General features: G+C 40.1%; 10 protein-coding genes. 7 read left to right on the forward strand and 3 right to left on the reverse strand.

From position 1 onward, the window contains the following. Positions 1 to 964 precede the first annotated feature (964 nt). The 6 genes from DP114_RS23415 to DP114_RS23440 all read left to right on the forward strand — a co-directional run bounded on the left by DP114_RS23415 (position 965) and on the right by DP114_RS23440 (position 12,977). On the forward strand, positions 965 to 2,860 hold the full coding sequence (locus tag DP114_RS23415; RefSeq protein ID WP_169267539.1) for a response regulator: 1,896 nt from the start codon (positions 965 to 967) through the stop codon (positions 2,858 to 2,860). A 525-nt stretch (positions 2,861 to 3,385) separates the two neighbouring features. Next, complete coding sequence (locus DP114_RS23420) at positions 3,386 to 7,408, forward strand: PAS domain-containing protein (RefSeq protein ID WP_171977261.1); 4,023 nt, start codon at positions 3,386 to 3,388, stop codon at positions 7,406 to 7,408. A gap of 181 nt (positions 7,409 to 7,589) precedes the next feature. Then, positions 7,590 to 7,967: a response regulator gene (locus DP114_RS23425; protein WP_169267541.1), complete on the forward strand. Its 378-nt coding sequence runs from the start codon at positions 7,590 to 7,592 to the stop codon at positions 7,965 to 7,967. Between the two features lie 438 nt (positions 7,968 to 8,405). Beyond that, positions 8,406 to 8,783, forward strand: a complete 378-nt coding sequence (locus tag DP114_RS23430) for a response regulator (RefSeq protein ID WP_169267542.1) — start codon at positions 8,406 to 8,408, stop codon at positions 8,781 to 8,783. A 368-nt stretch (positions 8,784 to 9,151) separates the two neighbouring features. After that, positions 9,152 to 9,547: a response regulator gene (locus tag DP114_RS23435; RefSeq protein WP_171977262.1), complete on the forward strand. Its 396-nt coding sequence runs from the start codon at positions 9,152 to 9,154 to the stop codon at positions 9,545 to 9,547. A gap of 160 nt (positions 9,548 to 9,707) precedes the next feature. Continuing rightward, positions 9,708 to 12,977, forward strand: coding sequence for a GAF domain-containing protein (locus DP114_RS23440; protein ID WP_171977263.1), 3,270 nt, complete (start codon positions 9,708 to 9,710; stop codon positions 12,975 to 12,977). A gap of 665 nt (positions 12,978 to 13,642) precedes the next feature. Here the strand turns inward: DP114_RS23440 and DP114_RS23445 are convergent. The 3 genes from DP114_RS23445 to DP114_RS23455 form a co-directional block, all read right to left on the reverse strand. Then, a complete protein-coding gene (locus tag DP114_RS23445; RefSeq protein ID WP_171977264.1) occupies positions 13,643 to 14,089 on the reverse strand; it encodes an NUDIX hydrolase in 447 nt (148 codons plus the stop codon). An 803-nt stretch (positions 14,090 to 14,892) separates the two neighbouring features. Then, a complete protein-coding gene (locus DP114_RS23450) occupies positions 14,893 to 15,261 on the reverse strand; it encodes a hypothetical protein (RefSeq protein ID WP_169267546.1) in 369 nt (122 codons plus the stop codon). Positions 15,262 to 15,348: 87 nt separating this feature from the next. After that, positions 15,349 to 16,995: an ABC1 kinase family protein gene (locus tag DP114_RS23455; RefSeq protein ID WP_211178656.1), complete on the reverse strand. Its 1,647-nt coding sequence runs from the start codon at positions 16,993 to 16,995 to the stop codon at positions 15,349 to 15,351. A 640-nt stretch (positions 16,996 to 17,635) separates the two neighbouring features. Between DP114_RS23455 and DP114_RS23460 the strand changes: the two genes are divergently transcribed. Beyond that, positions 17,636 to 18,730, forward strand: coding sequence for a hypothetical protein (locus tag DP114_RS23460; protein WP_169267548.1), 1,095 nt, complete (start codon positions 17,636 to 17,638; stop codon positions 18,728 to 18,730). The last annotated feature ends 220 nt before the right edge of the window (positions 18,731 to 18,950 follow it).

Genomic DNA, 18,950 nt, shown 5'->3' on the forward strand with positions numbered 1-18,950 from the left:
GGTGAGACAGCGCTCTTGGTAGGGGAGCCAGTCCGTTGCGGTGAATCCAGTGCTTGATGAGGGTTTCCCGACAGAGGCATCTGGCGAACCTGAAGGGGGGTTCCCAAGGCACGTTTTCGGGGGAAGCTTCCCCCGAAAAGCTGCCGCCCCGTTGTAGGACAAGCGCGTTTTCAAGGGCAGCAAGGCGACTGCGTTCGCTGTTCGCCCAAGCCGCGTGCGCTCTGCGCTCAGGCGTGTCGTTCAGCGTTTGCGTAAGCGCAAGCGCACGAATCGAGCGTTCGCGCAGCGTCTCCGTAGGAGATACGCGTAAGCGTGTCCCTTTGGGACTTACAAAGCAGCGTCTCCGTAGGAGATACAAAGCAGCGTGTCCCCTTGGGACTCAGCGCGCCCTTCGGCGCTAGCTGTGCCGAAGGCTCAGACATACCCGAAGGGGGGAGTCAAATGTATCAGGATTTTTGTGAAAGGGTATAACAATCTTATTTATGTATGCAGTTTTCCTGGCATTCTACGGTAAGCCACTCAAAGAAAATTTACCATTTACCTACTTTTTTGGATTGTTTGAAGAATTTAAGTGATATTTCGGAACAAAATACATAAATACTGACTCTTATAGCTATAATATTTTTTGATAACCAATAGTCAAATTATTTTACTTTGCTGCTATTTGAAAAAGTTAGCAAATATAAATATTCAGGGTGAATTTACATATAAATATTCTAGGAAAGTCTGTTTTCAACAAATGTATGAAAACATTCTTTGCTGCGGAGTTAAGTGAGCACATGTATTTGTAAAAAAAATTAGGAATAAATCATTACTCAACTACACACTAAGCTATGTTTGTATACACTATCAGGATCTTATGTTATATAAGTGACTAAAGTTATACTGAGAAAAAAGTTGGAAAATGAGGTTTAATATTTTTGCCTACAGTAGAAGTTAGTACCTCAAGAGGGGAGATTTTCGCATGAAAATTCTTGTTGTAGAAGATGATGACCTTAATGCTTTATTACTTCAAAAAGCACTCAAAGCATATAACTTCCAAATTGAAACTGCAAATGATGGTCAATATGGTCTTGAGTTGGCAAAGATCTTTGAGTTTGACCTACTTCTGGTAGATGTGATGCTTCCTAAGATGGATGGCATTAGCCTTTGTCGTCAACTCCGTCAGGAGGGTTACCAAGTGCCTATTCTGATGCTGAGTGCAGTAAATAGTACCAGCCTTCGCGTTACAGCTATAGAGGTGGGTGCAGATGATTTTCTAGTCAAGCCTGTTGAAATATCAGAGTTAGTAGCTCGGATTCGAGCGTTACTGCGGCGAGGAAGGATAGTTACGCCTACTGTACTCAGTTGGGAAAACTTACAACTTGACACCAACATTCGAGAAGTGACCTACAACGGCAAGACTGTACACCTCAGCCGCAAAGAGTATGGTTTATTAGAGCTTTTGTTACGAAATCCTCGCAAAACATTCAGTCGAAGTGCTTTGCTTAATAGCGTTTGGTCATGCTTTGAATCTCCTGGAGAGGAAGCTGTGACAACCCAAATTAAAGGTCTGCGGCAAAAGTTAAAAGCAGTGGGCCTGACCAAAGATTTGATTGAGACAGTTTACGGATTAGGCTATCGGCTACGAGAAAATCAAAAGGGAACTAGCGAACAAGAATCACACAACCACAGCAGACACCAATCAACATTACATACTGAGCTTTTAGACAAGCACAAAGCCGAGGCAGAAGTTAGAGTTCTGGTGAAAAAAATATGGGAAGAGTTTAGAGACAGTAGCTTGGAAGAACAGTTAGAGTTATTTGAGCAAGTGTTAGCACACTTATTAACTGGAAACCGAAACAACCAGCTACTTGAGCAAGCACAGACACAGGCTCACCGCTTAGCTGGCACTTTGGGATGTTATGGTTTGCATCAAGGTTCAGAAATAGCAAAAGAAATCGAAGTATATCTGCAAGCCCTCAGTATTGAGAAGCAATCCCCAACTCCAGAGTTGAAGAAGTTAGAGAAATTAATCACATCACTAAAAAAAATATTGCACCAGCAGGCATCTACACCTGCTACTCGTTCAACTTCTAAACTATCATCTGCACAAGTGTTGATCATTGATGATGATACTGTCTTCACAGAACGAATCAAAGTAGAAGCAGCAACTTGGGGTTTGGAGGTAGAGGTCGCAACAGACTTGACTATAGCAAGAAGCCTACTTAGCCAACGCCCTCCTGATGTCATTTTACTAGACTTGACTTTTTCCAATTCACAGGAAAATGGTTTAGCCTTCCTAGCCCAAATACATCAGGAGATGTCTGAAATTCCTGTGATTGTTTTTATTGCATCCGAGGAATTTCGTTGTCGAGTGGAAGCTGCACGTCTGGGAGCATATATCTTTTTACAAAAATCTATATCTATCGATGAGGTGTTGTTTGTTGTAAAGACAGCACTACATCAACATATTGCTCCTAAAGCTAAAATCATGGTTGTAGATGATGACCCGATTACGTTAAATCATGTGAAAACGTTGCTTTTACCTTGGGTATTCAACGTCACTACACTGCAACACCCTCAACAATTTTGGAAAGTGTTAGAAGCAACGACTCCTGATTTACTCATTTTAGACATTGAAATGCCAGATTTTAATGGAATTGAACTATGCCAAGTGGTTCGTAAAGATAGCCGTTGGAGTCATTTGCCTGTACTGTTTCTCTCGGTTCATTGTGATGCAAAAATAGTGCATCAAGTATATACAGCAGGAGCTGATGATTATGTATGTAAGCAATTTATGGCACAAGAACTGATAACTCGTATTCTTAATAGGTTAGAGCGGACACGAATTCAAAAATTAACCCTTAGTCAAGGCTAAACTATTCCTTCTATAGGAATCCGGTTTGATTTGGTCAGACAAGTGCTTGATGAGGTGACGACAACCGGCTGCGGGAGGGTAACCCTGGTGCAGGATAAGAGCGTATCTCCTCCACCAGACGCTGCTTTGTAAGTCCCAAAGGGACACGCTTACGCGTTCGCAATCATGCGTGCGCTTGCGCTTACGCTCGATTCGTGCGCTCTGCGCACACCCGAAGGGGAACAGAAAGTGTACCTAGCTTCGTCAAAAATAAAATACGAGTTATATAGACTTTTCATATATATTGAAAACAAAAAAATTATCAGCATGGAGAAGTTTTGTATCAAATTTGCTCAAGAATAATATAATGATTAGCAAAATCAGAGTGAAAAAAATACATTTGGAGAAAGAGAATCATATTTCATCAATATTTTTCTGGAAGTTTTTTTAATAGCTCCAGAAAAACTTTGATTTTAAGTATTATCAAACCTGAATTTACTTAATCTTAATTAATCCAAAAAAAAATAATAAAAAATATAAAATTTTATGTGTAATGGTTACGAAATAGCCAAGGTGAATCAGCAACTAGCCCTAGCTTTGTCAGCCGCCAAAATGGTAACTTGGGACTGGGATTTGCTGAGTAATCGTGTCGTTTTGTCAAGCGGTGATGAACAGTTATTTGGGCTAGCACCTGGAACTTTTCCAGAAACTTACGAAGCTGCTATGGCTCTTGTTCACCCAAATGATATAGAAGCTGTGACTTTAGCTTTGAATCAAGCATGTATTGACAGATGTGATTATCATCAGGAACTGCGGATTTTTGAGCCTAGTGGCACGATGCATTGGATTGAGGCAAAGGGAAGATTTTTTTATAACAATGAAGGTCAAGCAGTGCAGATGCTTGGCATCATTATGGAGATTAGCGATCGCAAAGCCAAAGAATCACAACTGCGTCTCTTGGAATCTGTCATTTTGCATACCAATGACGCAGTACTGATTACTGAAGCAGAACCCATAGACTCTCCTGGGGCGAGAATTATCTACGCTAACCCTGCTTTCACAAAAGTAACAGCTTATACCCTAGAGGAAGTTTTAGGCAAGACACCACGTATTCTCCAGGGAGAAAAAACTGACCTAGCCGCTTTAGATGAAATTCGCACAGCGATGCAAAACTGGCAACCCGTGCAAGTGGACTTGATTAACTACACCAAAGATGGTAGAGAATTCTGGGTTGAAATCAGTATTTTCCCAATCAAAGATGAAACTGGTTGGTATACTCACTGGGTATCAGTCCAGCGAGACATCACCGAGCGCAAGCAGGCAGAAATTGTTTTAAAACAGAGCGAGGAACGGTTTCGCCAGATTGCAGAGAATATTCAAGATGTTTTCTGGATATCAGATCCCGTAAAGCAGCAGCTCATCTACGTTAGTCCAGCTTACGAAAGAATTTGGGGGCGCAAGTGTGAAAGCTTGTATGCCAATTGGAATGACTGGATAGATAGCTTACATCCTGATGATAAGGAAAGAGTGATAGCGACTATTCGTGAAAAAGCGCACCAAGAACAGTTTGAGCATGAGTATCGCATTGTGCGTCCAGACGGAACAGTGCGGTGGATTCGAGATCGAGCGTTTCCACTTAAGGATGAATTTGGACAATTCCAACGTGTTACAGGAATTGCAGAAGATATCACTGAACACAAACTCGCCGAAGTTGCTTTGAGAGAAAGTGAGGAACGATTTCGCCAGATTGCAGAGAATATTGAGGATGTCTTTTGGATAGCAAACCCTATAAAGCAGCAGCTAGTCTACGTTAGTCCCGCTTACGAAAGAATTTGGGGGCACAAGTGTGAAAGCTTGTATGCCAATTGGAATGACTGGATAGATAACTTACATCCTGATGATAAGGAAAAAGTGATAGCGACTGCTCGTGAAAAAGGTCACCAAGAACAGTTTGAACATGAGTATCGCATTGTGCGTCCAGACGGAACAGTACGGTGGATTAGAGACCGAGGGTTTCCACTTAAGGATGAATTTGGACAACTCCAACGTGTCATAGGAATTGCACAGGATATCACTGAATCCAAACTCGCCGAAGTTGCTTTGAGAGAAAGTGAAGAACGATTTCGCCAGATTGCAGAGAATATTGAGGATGTCTTTTGGATATCAGATTACACACATAGTCAAATAGTCTACGTCAGCCCAGCATACGAAAAAATTTGGGGGCGCAGACGCGAAAGTTTGTACGCCAATTGGAATGAATGGACAGATAGTTTACATCCTGATGATCAACAAACAGCCCTAGCAACTGTTGCTCAAAAAGCGCACCAAGGATTTGAATATGAGTATCGCATCGTGCGTCCAGACGGAACAGTGCGGTGGATACGAGACCGAGCATTTCCAGTTAAGGATGAATTTGGACATATCCAAAGTATTGCAGGAATTGCAGAGGATATAACTGAACACAAACTAGCTGGAGTTGCTCTGGCAGAAAGTGAGGAAAGATTTCGCCAGATTGCAGAAAATATTCAAGATGTCTTTTGGATAGTAAACCCCGTAAAGAACCAGACAATCTACGTTAGTCCAGCTTACGAAAGAATTTGGGGGCGCAAGCGTGAAAGCTTGTACCCGAATCAGACTGAGTGGCTGGAGAGCTTACATCCTGATGATCAACAAAGAGTCCTAGTTACTGTTCGTCAAAGAGCACACCAAGAAGCGTTTGAAGATGAGTATCGCATCGTACGTCCAGACGGAACAGTACGGTCGATTCGAGAACGAGCGTTTCCAGTTAAAGATGAATTTGGACAACTTCAGCGCCTAATTGGAATTTCACAGGATATCACAGAGCACAAACTTGCCGAAGCTGCTCTTGAGCAACTGAATCAGGAGTTAGAACTCCGAGTTCAACAACGTACGCTTGAATTGGAACGTTCTCAAGCAATCCTGCAACAGCAAGTAGAACGAGAGCAGTTGATCACACGGCTGACTCAACAAATACGCCAGTCCCTTGACTTGGCAACAATCCTTAACAATGTCGTCGTCGAAGTACAAAAATTGCTAGCAGCTCAGCGAGTTTTAGTTTACCAAATGCAGCCAGATAAAACTGGACGCATCGTTGCGGAAGCTGTTGCCAAAGAAGAATCGATTAGGATTTTAGATCGGTTATTTCCTGAAGAGACTTTCCCAGAACAATGTCTTCAACGGTATCTCCAAGGAGAACTTTACATTCTTACGGACCTTAACAAAGCTGAAATAATACCCTGCTTTGCGGACTTTTTAACAGAACTTGAAGTTAGGGCAGAGTTAGTGGTTCCCATCATCCAAAAGCAAACCATTTGGGGATTGCTCATAGTCCACCAATGTCATGAACCAAGAGAATGGCAAACTTGGGAAATAGATTTACTTAAGCAGTTAACTAGCCAAATGGCGATCGCCATTCAACAATCACAACTCTACCAGCAACTGCAAGAAGAACTGCACGAACGCGTACGGATAGAATTAGAATTACGCCGTGGCGAAAATCTGTTTCGTTCTTTGAGCGAGTTGGCACCTATGGGTATTTTTAAAGGGGATGCTCAAGGACAAATGATTTATACCAATCCTCGCTGTCAGGCAATTTGTGGCTTCACCTTGGAAGAAGCTTTCGGGTATGGTTGGACACAGTTTATTCACCCCGAGGATCGCCAACTTTCTCAACTCCAGTGGAGTGCATTATCAACACACACAGAATTTTCTCAGGAAATGCGTTTTGTTCACCGGGATGGAACTCTCCGGTTTGCTCGGGTTAAGAGAGTTCTCATCTTTTCCGAATCAGATGAACTGGTGGGTCATATTGGGACAGTAGAAGATATCACGGAAACTCAGGCGATTGAGAAAATGAAGCAAGAATTTATCTCAATTGTCAGTCATGAACTGCGAACACCTCTTGCATCAATTCGTGGTTCTTTGGGATTACTCGCTGCTGGCGTGCTCAAAAACCAACCTGACACTTCTCAACAAATGTTAGAAATCGCCGCCAGCGATACAGAACGTTTGGTTCGTTTGGTCAATGATATTCTCGACTTAGAGCGGCTAGAAGCTAACAAAGTTTGTTTGGCCAAGCAATGGTGTGATGCTGTTGTATTAATACGTCAGTCTGTAGAAACGATGCGATCGCTAGCAACAGAAAATAATATTACGCTGCGCATTATACCTTCTACCCTGCAAGTTTGGGCAGATCCAGACCAAATTATTCAAACTCTTGTCAATTTGGTGAGCAACGCCATTAAATTTTCGCCTCCACAAACTACAGTAACGCTTTGTGTGCAGGCGCTGCCACACCATGTTGTCTTTCAAGTTCAAGACCAAGGACGAGGGATTCCTCATGACCGGCTAGAAAGTATTTTTGGACGATTTCAGCAGGTCGATGCTAGTGACTCCCGTCAAAAAGGAGGAACAGGTTTAGGTTTAGCTATCTGTCGCACCATCATACAACATCATGGCGGTAGAATCTGGGCTGAGAGTGTCTTAGGAAAAGGGAGTATTTTTCACTTCACTCTACCTCAACCGCCCCAAAACGAAGCCAATGTTTGATCTTCTTGATCACCTTTCACCTAAGTACTAATTTTGTGCTATATAATACTATTTATCTGGTAGCAGCTATTTCGTACTGTGTGCATAACTACAATCCATCCTCATTTATTTAGGACTAAGCTGTAACGCCCTTAAAATTGCATTACGCGCAACAGCCGACTATAAAGATGAAGGTGGAGCTATGTTAGTGAAGCGCGTTTTGGTTATTGATGACGAAAAAAATCTGTGTCTTGTTATTAAAGCTTGTTTAGAAAGCATAGGACATTGGCAAGTACTAACAGCTTTATCTGGTAGTGAAGGAGTAACATTAGCTGAAACTGAACTTCCCGATGCTATCTTACTAGATGTCATGATGCCTGATATGGACGGGCTAGTAGTATTTCATAAGTTACAACAGAATTCCTTGACTCAAAAAATTCCAGTAATTTTGCTGACTGCTATAGTGCAGCAGGTAGACTTGAATCAATATGCACAGTTACGCATCGTAGGTGTGATTCCTAAACCTTTTGATCCCTTGAAATTGGTGAACCGGGTGATTGAATTAGTAGGGTGGGAATAATATCAAGCAATTATGAGTGTATTGCAAAAAATAAAGAATTTTTAGTAAGTATCCATGTAATAGCTTGACAGTTTTTTGTATGATTTATCTATAAAAAAATATAGATAGATGAAATTGTGGTGTTATCTTCGTATATGCAAAATAACAGGTACCACCAAAATCGGAAATATCCTCATTATTTTCTTATTTTTGCAGTTTATTGTCAAAATTAGGCATTTTTTGTGTATTTCTATTCTAAGCTGAACAGGTACGACTTAAAACCCCTCTTGACTCTTGACTCTTAACTCTTGACTCTTGGCTCTTGACTCTTACTTGTCATAGATATCTCCAGAAATTAGAAATTAGCCTAGACAGTGCAATGGTTTGAGATGAGTTTTGAAAGTCTAATATTTTTTGGATTTGATTTTTTCTAAATGAGGGAAAGACACAAATAAAGCTATGTTACCAAAGCGTATTTTGGTTATTGATGATGAAGAAAATCTGTGTACCATTATTAAAATTTCTTTAGAATATCTAGGAGGTTGGCAAGTGCTAGTAGCCACATCTAGTAGCGAAGGACTACTATTGGTCCAAACTGAACTCTTTGATTTGATTCTGCTAGATGTTGTCATGCCTGATATGAATGGATTAGTGTTATTAAGCGCATTGCGAATTAATCCAGTTACGCGAACAATTCCAGTGATTTTGCTAACTGCTAGCACACAGCCTGTCAACTCAAATGAATCTGCACAATTAGGCGTTGCAGGTATAATTATCAAACCTTTTGATCCTGTAGATTTACCAAACCAGATTAAGGTACTTCTGAGATGGGAGTAAGTTTGTTTTAGTCTAATTCCATACTATTTCCACCCACTAAATCTTGCTAATCCTCAGAATTTCCTCATGTTTATCGCATAACTTGGATAAAGTAAGCATCTACATTTTTTCATGTAGTTTTAGGCTAAATAAGTTATTTGTTAGCATTTGTGAAAGAAAGTTGCTTGTTTCGTGTGTTATAAGTACACCATTCAATCAGTTAAGTGTTAACACTTAACTGATTGAATATTGTTTGATAAGTGATAACTGTTAAGCTCCAACATTTAGGAATCCTGTAATAAAATACTGTACTTACTTCAAACAGAAGTTTAGTCTTATAAAACTTTTATATGATTTGCTACCTATTAAAGGTGCAATAAGAAAAAACAATGATAGAACCTGTTGCTAAGAGAATTTTATATATTGATGACGAACCTAATATACAACTGATTGTGAAAACTTGTCTGAAAAACCTAGGAGGGTGGGAGGTTGAGGTAGCACAATCTGCCGCAGAGGGTTTAATCAAAGCACAGGAGTTGAAACCTGATGCCATTATTTTAGATGTAATGATGCCAGAAATGGATGGTGTTGCTTGTTTGCAACAACTACGGTTAAACGCCAAGACTCAAGCAATACCTATAGTTTTTTTAACATCTAAGTCGAATATAACTGAAAGGTGTCGGTTTTTAGCATTAGGTGCGGTGGGGGCGATCGCTAAACCTTTTAACCCTCTGACTCTGGTTTCTCAAATTGCAAAATTTCTTGATTGGAACTTAGAGGATTGAAAGGCACAAAATTATAAAAATAATGTGTTTTTTTTAATGAGGTTATTCAGGGTTATTAAGTAGGTGGGCACAAAAAATACTTTGTTGATGTCAAACATTGTATTCACCAGTAATTTTTGTTACCTGACCATTAAAGTTTTTTACCTGTGAATATCAACATATGGTTAAACATAATTTTTTCCAACAACAATTTCAACACAATACTGAGAAGACTCAGCAGTTATTTGATGAAAAGCTAATTATTTCTTGGTTAAGACAGATAAGTTTACGTACCAAAATCATAGCATTTACATTTCTTATTGGTGCACTTCCATTTTTAGGAATTGGGGCAGTTACCTATTACTTCTTGAACGAATCAACAACAAAAGAAATTACTAAAAACAAGCAAGACAAAGCCAGATTATTAGAAAATAATCTCAGCCATTTTATGATGAGACGATATGGAGATATTGAAATTCTCTCTAAACTAACATTCTTACAAAATCGCAACTTGAGGAGAGTGATAAGTCGTGAACAAATGCAAGCACGGCTAAGTAACTACTTAAATATTGAAAACAGCTATGAAAGCATTGCCATTTTTGATATAGATGGTAATTTAGTTGCTGATTCAGCAGGACAATTGATTCCTAGCCAGAAAAATGAAGGCTATTTTAAAACAGTACTTAAAAATAACAAGCCATATATTAGCCAGCCTACAGCCACAAAAAGTGTAGAGACATATAAAGATAATTATAGAATTTATATCGCTGCGCCTGTCAAAGACAAAGACACGGCTGAAACTATCTATGTTGTCAGAACAATTATACCTGTCAAAGCTTTAGCAAAGGAAGTCTTAATTCCTCAAGTGAGTCAAGATGATTACCAGCTTGTAGATGGTTCCGGACAAATATTTTTTTCTCAGACAAAGAGTCAAACTAATTTCTATCCAAAAGAAGAGATTCCTAACTTAAAACAACTATATACAGAGAAAAAAATCAAAACTCAGATATTCTTTGATAAGAAAAACAACGTTGAAAAATTAGTGACCAATGCGCCTTTGCAAAAAGTAGAAGGTTTGCCAGATTTGAATTGGACATTAATATTGAGTCAAGATACAGCAACTGCATTTGCAACCGAGAGACAATTATTACTAACATTAGCAGGGACGCTTCTAATGGCATTACTAGTTGGTGCAATTGCAGCAGGCATAGCTAATCGTCTGATTAAGCCAATTAAAGCTGCTACTATGGCAGTGCAAAAATTGAGTCAAGGCAATCTTGATACTCGGGTTGTCATCAAAGGCGAAGATGAACTTGCAACTTTGGTTTCTCAAATCAACTACATGGCAGATCAAGTGCAAGATATAGTACAAAAACAAACTGCTGAAGCCGAGCAATTAAAGTTATTGACAAACATCTTGCTCTTAATTCGCTCTTCGCTTAATCCTGAAGAATTGTTCAACATCACAGTTACAGAAGCAAGACAGGCACTCAAAGCGGATCGAGTCGTTATTTATCAGTTCAATGCGAAAGAAGGCGGACAAGTCATTGCTGAATCTGCAGATCCTGGTTTGCCTGTAGCTTTTGAGGATACATTTGAAGATCCCTGTATTCATAGAGAAATTATACAGGCTTACAAACAAGATCGGGTTACGGCTCAGGGCAATATCTTGCAGGCAGATTTTTCTCCCGAACATCAGAAATTGATGGAAAAATTGCAAGTCAAAGCGAATTTGGTAACGCCAATCTTAAAAGATAACCAAGTCTTAGGCTTTTTGATTGCTTATCACTGTCAGAAAGCTCATGTTTGGCAGCCTTATGAAATTAATTTCTTGCGGCATTTGGCACTTCAAGTGGGGCTGACTTTGGAACATGTGAGTTTATTTGAAGTTACACAGACACTAAAAGACCTCGCCATCCACTTGTCTAAAACCCATAACTCACAAGATATCTACAATTTAGCAGTTCAAGGCATCCGTAAAGCCTTGAAGGTAGAGCGAGCACTCATTTACAAAATAGACGAAAATTTGCACGGCAGCGTCATTGCAGAATCAGTAGTTAGAGGTTGGTCCCCAACTCTCGGTGCAGAAATTTACGATCCATGTTTGAAAGATTATGTTGACAAGTATCGCCAAGGTCGTATTGTCGCCATCGACAATATTTACCAAGCTCAACTGAACGAGTGTTATCTCAAACAACTAGAACCGTTTGCAGTCAAAGCAAATTTGGTTGCACCAATTTTAGTAGGTAACAACCTGCTCGGTTTGTTGATAGCTCATCAATGCTCTCAACCACGTCTATGGCAACAGTCAGAAATAGATTTGTTTGAGCAATTTGCCAGAATTGTTGGGCTGGCTTTAGAACGAGCCAATTTTTTGAAGCAAGCCGAAGAAGGACGCCAAGCAGCTCAAAAAGCTTCTCAACTGCAACGTCAGCAGAAAGAAACACTAGAAATGCAACTCCTAACGTTGATAGAGCATTTAGAAGGAGGATATCAAGGTGACCTGACAGTACGTGCTGAAGTCACTGATGGGGAAATTGGTATTGTCGCTGACTTTTTCAACTCCTTATTGGAGAGTTTGCAGGATATTGTTATCCAAGTCAAACTAGGCGCAACTCAGGTGAATGCTGCCATTGCAGATAACTCAAGCTCAACAGGTGAACTGGCAGTTAAAGCACTCAAACAAGCACAGGAAATTAGTAGTGTCCTAGATGCTGTTGACCAAATGAGGCAATCGATTAAAGCTGTCGCAAAAAGCGCCAAACAGGCTGCAGTAGTTGCTAGTACGGCATATCATGCAGCCGAAGTAGGTAGCACAGCGATAGACCTGACAGTCGAAAATAGTATTGAATTGCGCAAAGTGATAGAGGGAACCCACACAAAAGTCAACCGTCTTGGAGAGTCTTTGCAACGAATTTCGCGTGTGGTAGCATTGATTAATGAAATTGCCATACAAACTAACTTGTTAGTTATCAACAGTGGTTTAGTTATCAACACTAATGTTGAAGCGGCGCGTGGTGATAGAGAAGTGCAAAGTTTTGCTATCATTGTTGAAAAAATTTCTTTACTAGCAGCTCAAAGTAGCGAAGCCAGTGCAGAAATTGAAGAAATTGTTGCCAATATCCAACTCGAAACCCGGGAAGTCGTCAAGGCTATGGAGTTGGGAAGCACGCAGGTGATCAAAGGAACGCATCTGGTTCAAAATACCAAACACAGCTTGAACCACATTCTTGAAGTCTGTCGTCACATTGACCAACTCGTGCAGTCAATTTCTGATGCTACAATCTCTCAAGTGGAAACCTCTAAAGATGTCTCTATTCTTATGCAAGACATTGCAAAAGTTTCTGAAATCACCAGCAACTCGTTTCACCAAGTTTGTGGGTCTCTCCAAAAAACAGTGGAGATTTCCCAGCAGCTGCAAGAGAGTGTACGGACATTTAAGGTGAATTAGCTGGGCTTGTTTGCTTGCACCTGAGTTCGAGATTCTATCATTCTGTTCTTTATAACGTGCGGCGTTCGCAACCCGTTATACCGTTTCACTTTAAGGTTAATACAAATGGGAAGCACCCGAGCAGGGGGAAAGAATTAGAAACCAATCATTTGTATCAGGAATTTTGTGAAATGGTATTACAAGCGATAGCTTCACTGCTGCACTCCGCGCAGATCGCATCTAAAAATCGCATATTGACTCGTTCAGTTTGTCCATTGTAATTAAATACAATGCGAAATCAGCCTCACACATACAGAATTTCTTCAGAATTTTTGTATATCCTTTAACTCGTTTAGAAAAAGAACCATTACTCTTTTTCTAGTCCCTTCTAGCTGTACGAGCAGAGGGAACCTGAGATGAAAACGATAGAGTTGTATTGGTGACCTCTTTATATGGCTTAAGAGGTCATTTTTTTCAAGAGAATATTTTATGGTAGAACTTTGTAAATTGTTAAGTTCAAATCTTAAGTCAATAATCTTCATAAAGTAGCTATACTAACTACTAAATCACTTGATTTGTAAGAATACAAGCATCAGTCGCCAGTCGTCATAATGCTTGTCAACTCAAGATTTTCAACGATAGATATTTTGTGGTAATCATTACTACAATAGCAACAATTGCTTTATTCATTCAGAATTATGGGTTCTGGATTCTGAATTCTTATCCTGATTTTTTAAAGTCTTAAACATTCTTTTCAACGACTTGCTCCTGACAGACCTAATAGCTTTGCTAATATCTAGCCATTGACGCTTTCTTTGATTGACTTCTGGATATTCTTCTAAAATTGTTTGGACTGGTAACAAAAACATTCTAACTTGGTAAATATTACCCTGTTTGCGATACTTATAACAGCCAATTTCATAAGTTTCTACTTGACCGATAACTCCAGCTTCTTCCCACGCCTCTTTTGCTGCTGATTCTGGTGGACTCATTCCATTACAAATGCCTCCTTTCGGCACAACCCATTCCTGACGATTTCGAGTTGTAATTAGCAAAACTTCGATTTTTCCCTCTCTGACTCGATATGGAATGACCCCTGATTGCTGAAGTACTTTGCTGTCTTTTTGGCTCATGGAATTTTGATTCCTTCGATATCAATGTTCTTCTTAAGAAAAACCTTTTTATGGTTTTCCTTGACTTCCTATCAAAGGCATAATTTAACTTAAGTTTTTATGTGAGCAAGGATACAAGACATAAATTATAATTTTTGGTGAAGTATATATGTTAAAATAATAAATAACTAGGTAAGCGTCATCAATTCGTAGATAGTAGTAGTGCGAGCGTCTCGCTCGCGGGCTGTCTGATCCGCACTACATTTTATTTTTAATGAAAGCCACTTACTTACAAAAAAAATTTAATAGAAAATCAAGTATTCGATACGTAGAAAAGTAAGGTTAATATAGGATTCCTATTCATTTTTGAACCCAACTCAGTACAGTTTATGTTAAGCATTCAGAGTTAAGCATTCGGGTGTTTCATGTTCCCGTTCGGCTGAGGCTTCAACGGTGAGCGCGAGCGCCTAACCGCTCTAGGCGTTGGCTGTAATGCGTTCCTACCTCAACTAGTAAATTCAAAAAAAACCGGATTCCTGTATTTCAAACAACATAAATACGGTAGAAGTAATATCTACCTGATATCTTGCAGCATACTTTTCGTCCGCCAAGAAATTTATTTCTTGGCTCAAAGTCTAAGTCCGTTAAAACGGGCTGAGTAAGTTTTTCAGGAGGCACTGCTCGGCTAGAGTTTCCCGACTTAAAGCATGTGCCGTTCCGTTTTAACGGACTTGGTTTATGAGCCACGAACTTCAGTTCTGGGCGTACTCAGCCGGAGGTGCAAGATATCAGGTACCCTGATTTGTTAACGAGTGATTTTCCTGCTAAGAATCTAAATCTAGAGCTTGTATTCCTTGGCGTTCTACAAAAGTTAGCATACTTCCCAACTGTAACCAAATCAGCAAGGCAGTTATAAGAGCAACTGGTATACCAATTCCATAGGCAATTAAGGGCGGAAAGCCAAATATTTCAAAACCGCAACAGAGAAATACACCAAGACCAACAGTAATTCCTATAAATGGTATAGATAAATGTCTAATCGGTAGACGAGAACCAGAAGTTTCTGCACCATCGTCTTGCCATTTATGAACAATAACTTTCAGCGTTCCCCATAACGCGAGGTCACAAACTAATGCTGCAAATAATCCAACAACGAATAGAAAATAGGGTGGATGTTGAGAAATATAGTACATGAAAACTCCTGTAGATGTTGAGTACGGAATTATGAGTTTGGAATTATGAATAATAATATTTATTCATAATTTTTCACTCATAATTCGTCATTCTTTTAAGGCTTTCGGTAGAATAGCAGCTACTCCCTCTCGGGAAAATTCTGTCAAAACTCCAATCGCGACGTTGAATAAGCGAGTTGGTTTTAAGTCATCTTTGACCAAATTCCATAAGCGTTGGACTTCTTCTGTATGAAGACGATCATCTTCTGTAAGAGCAAGCGCTAACTGTCGCCTCAGAAACTTGCTTTCATCAGAAAGTAAATATTGCAATCCCAATTGAGCCGTAGGTAATACGTCAAAGTTAGTATCACTGCGGGCAATCGCAATCAAATTCTCTAACCGAGACCACTGGAATTTACCATCTTTAAAAAGCACATTCAGCAAACGTCGCCGCAGTTGTGGAGATTCGCCTGTCAACAAGCGCCTTGCAACGTATGGGTATGCTACTTCAACAAGTTTGAAATTCGGGTTGAGGCTGAGGGCAATTCCTTCCTGCGTTACCACAGAACGAATGATCAAAGCAAACTGTGCAGGGATTCGGAAAGGATATTCATACATCAGTTCCGAGAACTCATCAGTAATGGTTTTGATGTTAAAATCCCCTACATTTTTGCCAATAGCATTATCCAGAACTGTTTCCAATGCTGGTACAACCGGACGAATATCCGTGTCTGGACTGAGAAAACCTAGCTTCACAAAGTCTTGGGCTAATTCGTCGAATTCTTTATTAACTACGTGTACGAGCGCATCTACCAGAGTTTCTTTTGTGGTTTCATTTAACTGATCCATCATCCCGAAGTCTATGTAAGCCATACGACCATCGGGCATGGCAAATAAATTACCTGGATGTGGATCAGCATGGAAGAAGCCATGCTCTAGGAGTTGTTGTAAACCAGAAGTCACGCCAACTTGGATGACTAACTCTGGATCTAAACCTGCTGCGCGGATTTTGTTTGTTTCGGTCAGTTTGAAGCCGTTAATCCACTCTAAGGTTAAAACATGGACATTGGTGTAACGCCAATATATCGCCGGTATTTTAACCTGGGGGTCGTTGTGAAAGTTATTAGCAAATTTCTCCGCGTTGCGGGCTTCGTTGATGTAATCTATCTCCTCAAATAACTTGGTGCCAAACTCGTCCACAATCATTGCCAAGTCATGACCGAGGTTTAAGGGTAACCAAGGAGCTAACCAACTAGCCGCCCATCGCATCAGATAAAGGTCAAGTGTAAGAGTTGGGCGCAAGTTGGGGCGCTGTACTTTCACCGCCACTTCTTCGCCGCTCATCAAACGACCACGATAAACTTGACCCAAACTAGCTGCAGCCACGGGATATGAGGACAACGAACTAAAAATTTCGCTAATTGGACGTTCTAGTTCGGTTTCAATAATTTTATACGCGAGTCCACTATCAAAAGCTGGCAACTGATCTTGTAGCTTGATGAGTTCTTCTAGATAATCTTTACGTATCAAGTCTGGTCGTGTTGAGAGGGCTTGACCAACTTTAATGAACGTCGGACCAAGGCGGGTTAGCAACAGCCGCAATTGAGTCGCTCGTTTGAACTTGTTTTGCTCCTCTTGATTTCGCCATTGATCCCACTTGAGACTAAGAATAAATACTGCAAAAAACCAGATAATCTTTATCGCCCGCATCCAAGCTAGCCAAGGACGGTAGCGGTAGTAGCGGGCGATCGCCATTGGATCGTAGCGTCGATGATTTTGTTGTGTAAGGGTTTGCCAGTTCACTCCCTTATCTTCCTCTTAAACTGAAAAAGGTTTTACTGTCTAAAGCCAAACAAGGATACCTTCACAAGGCATACAAATTTTGGTATGCATTTGCTTTGTTGTCCCTTGTTCTGATCGCTAGTCTTTACTTAACGTTACTTTTTATCTTTTATTTTATATTAGTACATAAAAGTATATATACTTATATGATCTGAGGGTTAGATAGTATATTTCAGTATTTATTTTTGAAGTTATTTATTTATACATTATTTATTAAGTATAAAATTTTATATAACAACATCACTTCAAGCTGATTTAAAAAGATTATCGTCTTTATCCGGAAAACTCTTCTTAGCCATGAGAAGTATAATATAATGCTTTAAAATGGAAAACTAGAATGATGATGCCATGTATCGCAAATAAAAGGAAGAATAAATGACTTCCAAATCAAAACTTTATATTCTTGTAAGTTTTTCTTTAAAAAAAGACAAGTTTGTAAAAATGTGAACGACTTTATGTACGATATTACGGGCATAATTGGCAAGCACATTATCTGATTAACCATGCCAAGAAATAGCATTATTACGGAAAATAATTGAGGAGTGGCTTTTTGATGAGCATTACTCAACCTTTGACAAGGCGTAAGCGGATGTCTTACACAGTTGCATTTGTCGCTAGTGTCATTGCCGCTCTACTTATTAACTGTTTTGCAACCCCTAGTCCTGGTCAAACCTCTACACGTGACAAATTTCTTTGGCCATTTGCATCCACATCACCTTGGAATATGCCAATTGGTTCGAGTGCAAATTATATTCCCGCAAATATTGGAAAAGCTGGCTATGCTGCAGCAGATAAAGAATATTTCTTCAAACTCAAGGATAGTGATCCGTGGCGTCAAGTTTATGCTCCTGGTGCTTGGGGTGAAGGACGCTGTAAAGGCACCACATCTATGAACACCTGGCTGCCGATTCCAGACGACCTTATCGTTCCAGACGCCACGAATAACCCATATCACACCCCCAACAACGCATCAGCCTTCTTGATGCCTGATGGAAAAACTCTCATACAGCTTGAACCTCTTGCTCGCTGTAAAAAAGGAGGCGACATCTACGGTTGGCGTTTTCCAAATGTTGATATTTACAGTGATGGAATAGGTGGAGCACATTTTGGTTCTGGTCTTTCGTCGATTGGTGGTTCTATTCGCAAAGGTGAATTAACTAGCGATCAACCAATTCGTCATGCCTTAAAAGTTGTCATTTGGGGCGAAAAATACCTCTACTACTCTAAGTCTAATCCCGGGCATCGCTGGCCTGCAGATAGAGCAGATGCCAATGCAGCTAACCAATACCACGGTAAAAACTCCTCTCTGGTACAGGGGACACTACTGGCAGTTCCTGCATACGTAACCGAACAAAATCTCAACTTGGAAACACCTGCTGCTAAAAAGTTATTTCATGCCTTGCAAGATTATGGTGCTTACGTTGTTGACGACGCAGGCTGGGATGCTCACTACTTTGCAGTAGAGGACGGAGTCACACAAGAGTTTCGCAACACCTTTGGTTACAATTTCGAGGGATCTAATGGTTCATTTTATGAAGACTTTATGAAGCTATTCCAAGCACTTCACATTGTTGATAACAATAGCTCAAATAGCGTCGGTGGTGGTGGAACTCCGCGTGTAGCTCTTGCTCCACCTATTGGGAACTAATACGGAAATAAATTAATTTAGGATAACACCGAAAAACTTAGTTTCACGAATCAAGCAAGTTTGTCCCAGACTGCATAATACTTTTTGAATGTCAAGTCCACTTGAACATAATGGTATTGCGTGTCTCCTCTGACGGAGGCGCGCAATTTACTTATATGACTGTAGTGCTTGGTGGTGTTGGGTGTAATACACACTATCTGTAGTGAAAGTGCATGCACTT

This window comes from Brasilonema sennae CENA114 (assembly GCF_006968745.1).
In the GTDB taxonomy this organism is placed as follows: Bacteria; Cyanobacteriota; Cyanobacteriia; order Cyanobacteriales; family Nostocaceae; genus Brasilonema; species Brasilonema sennae.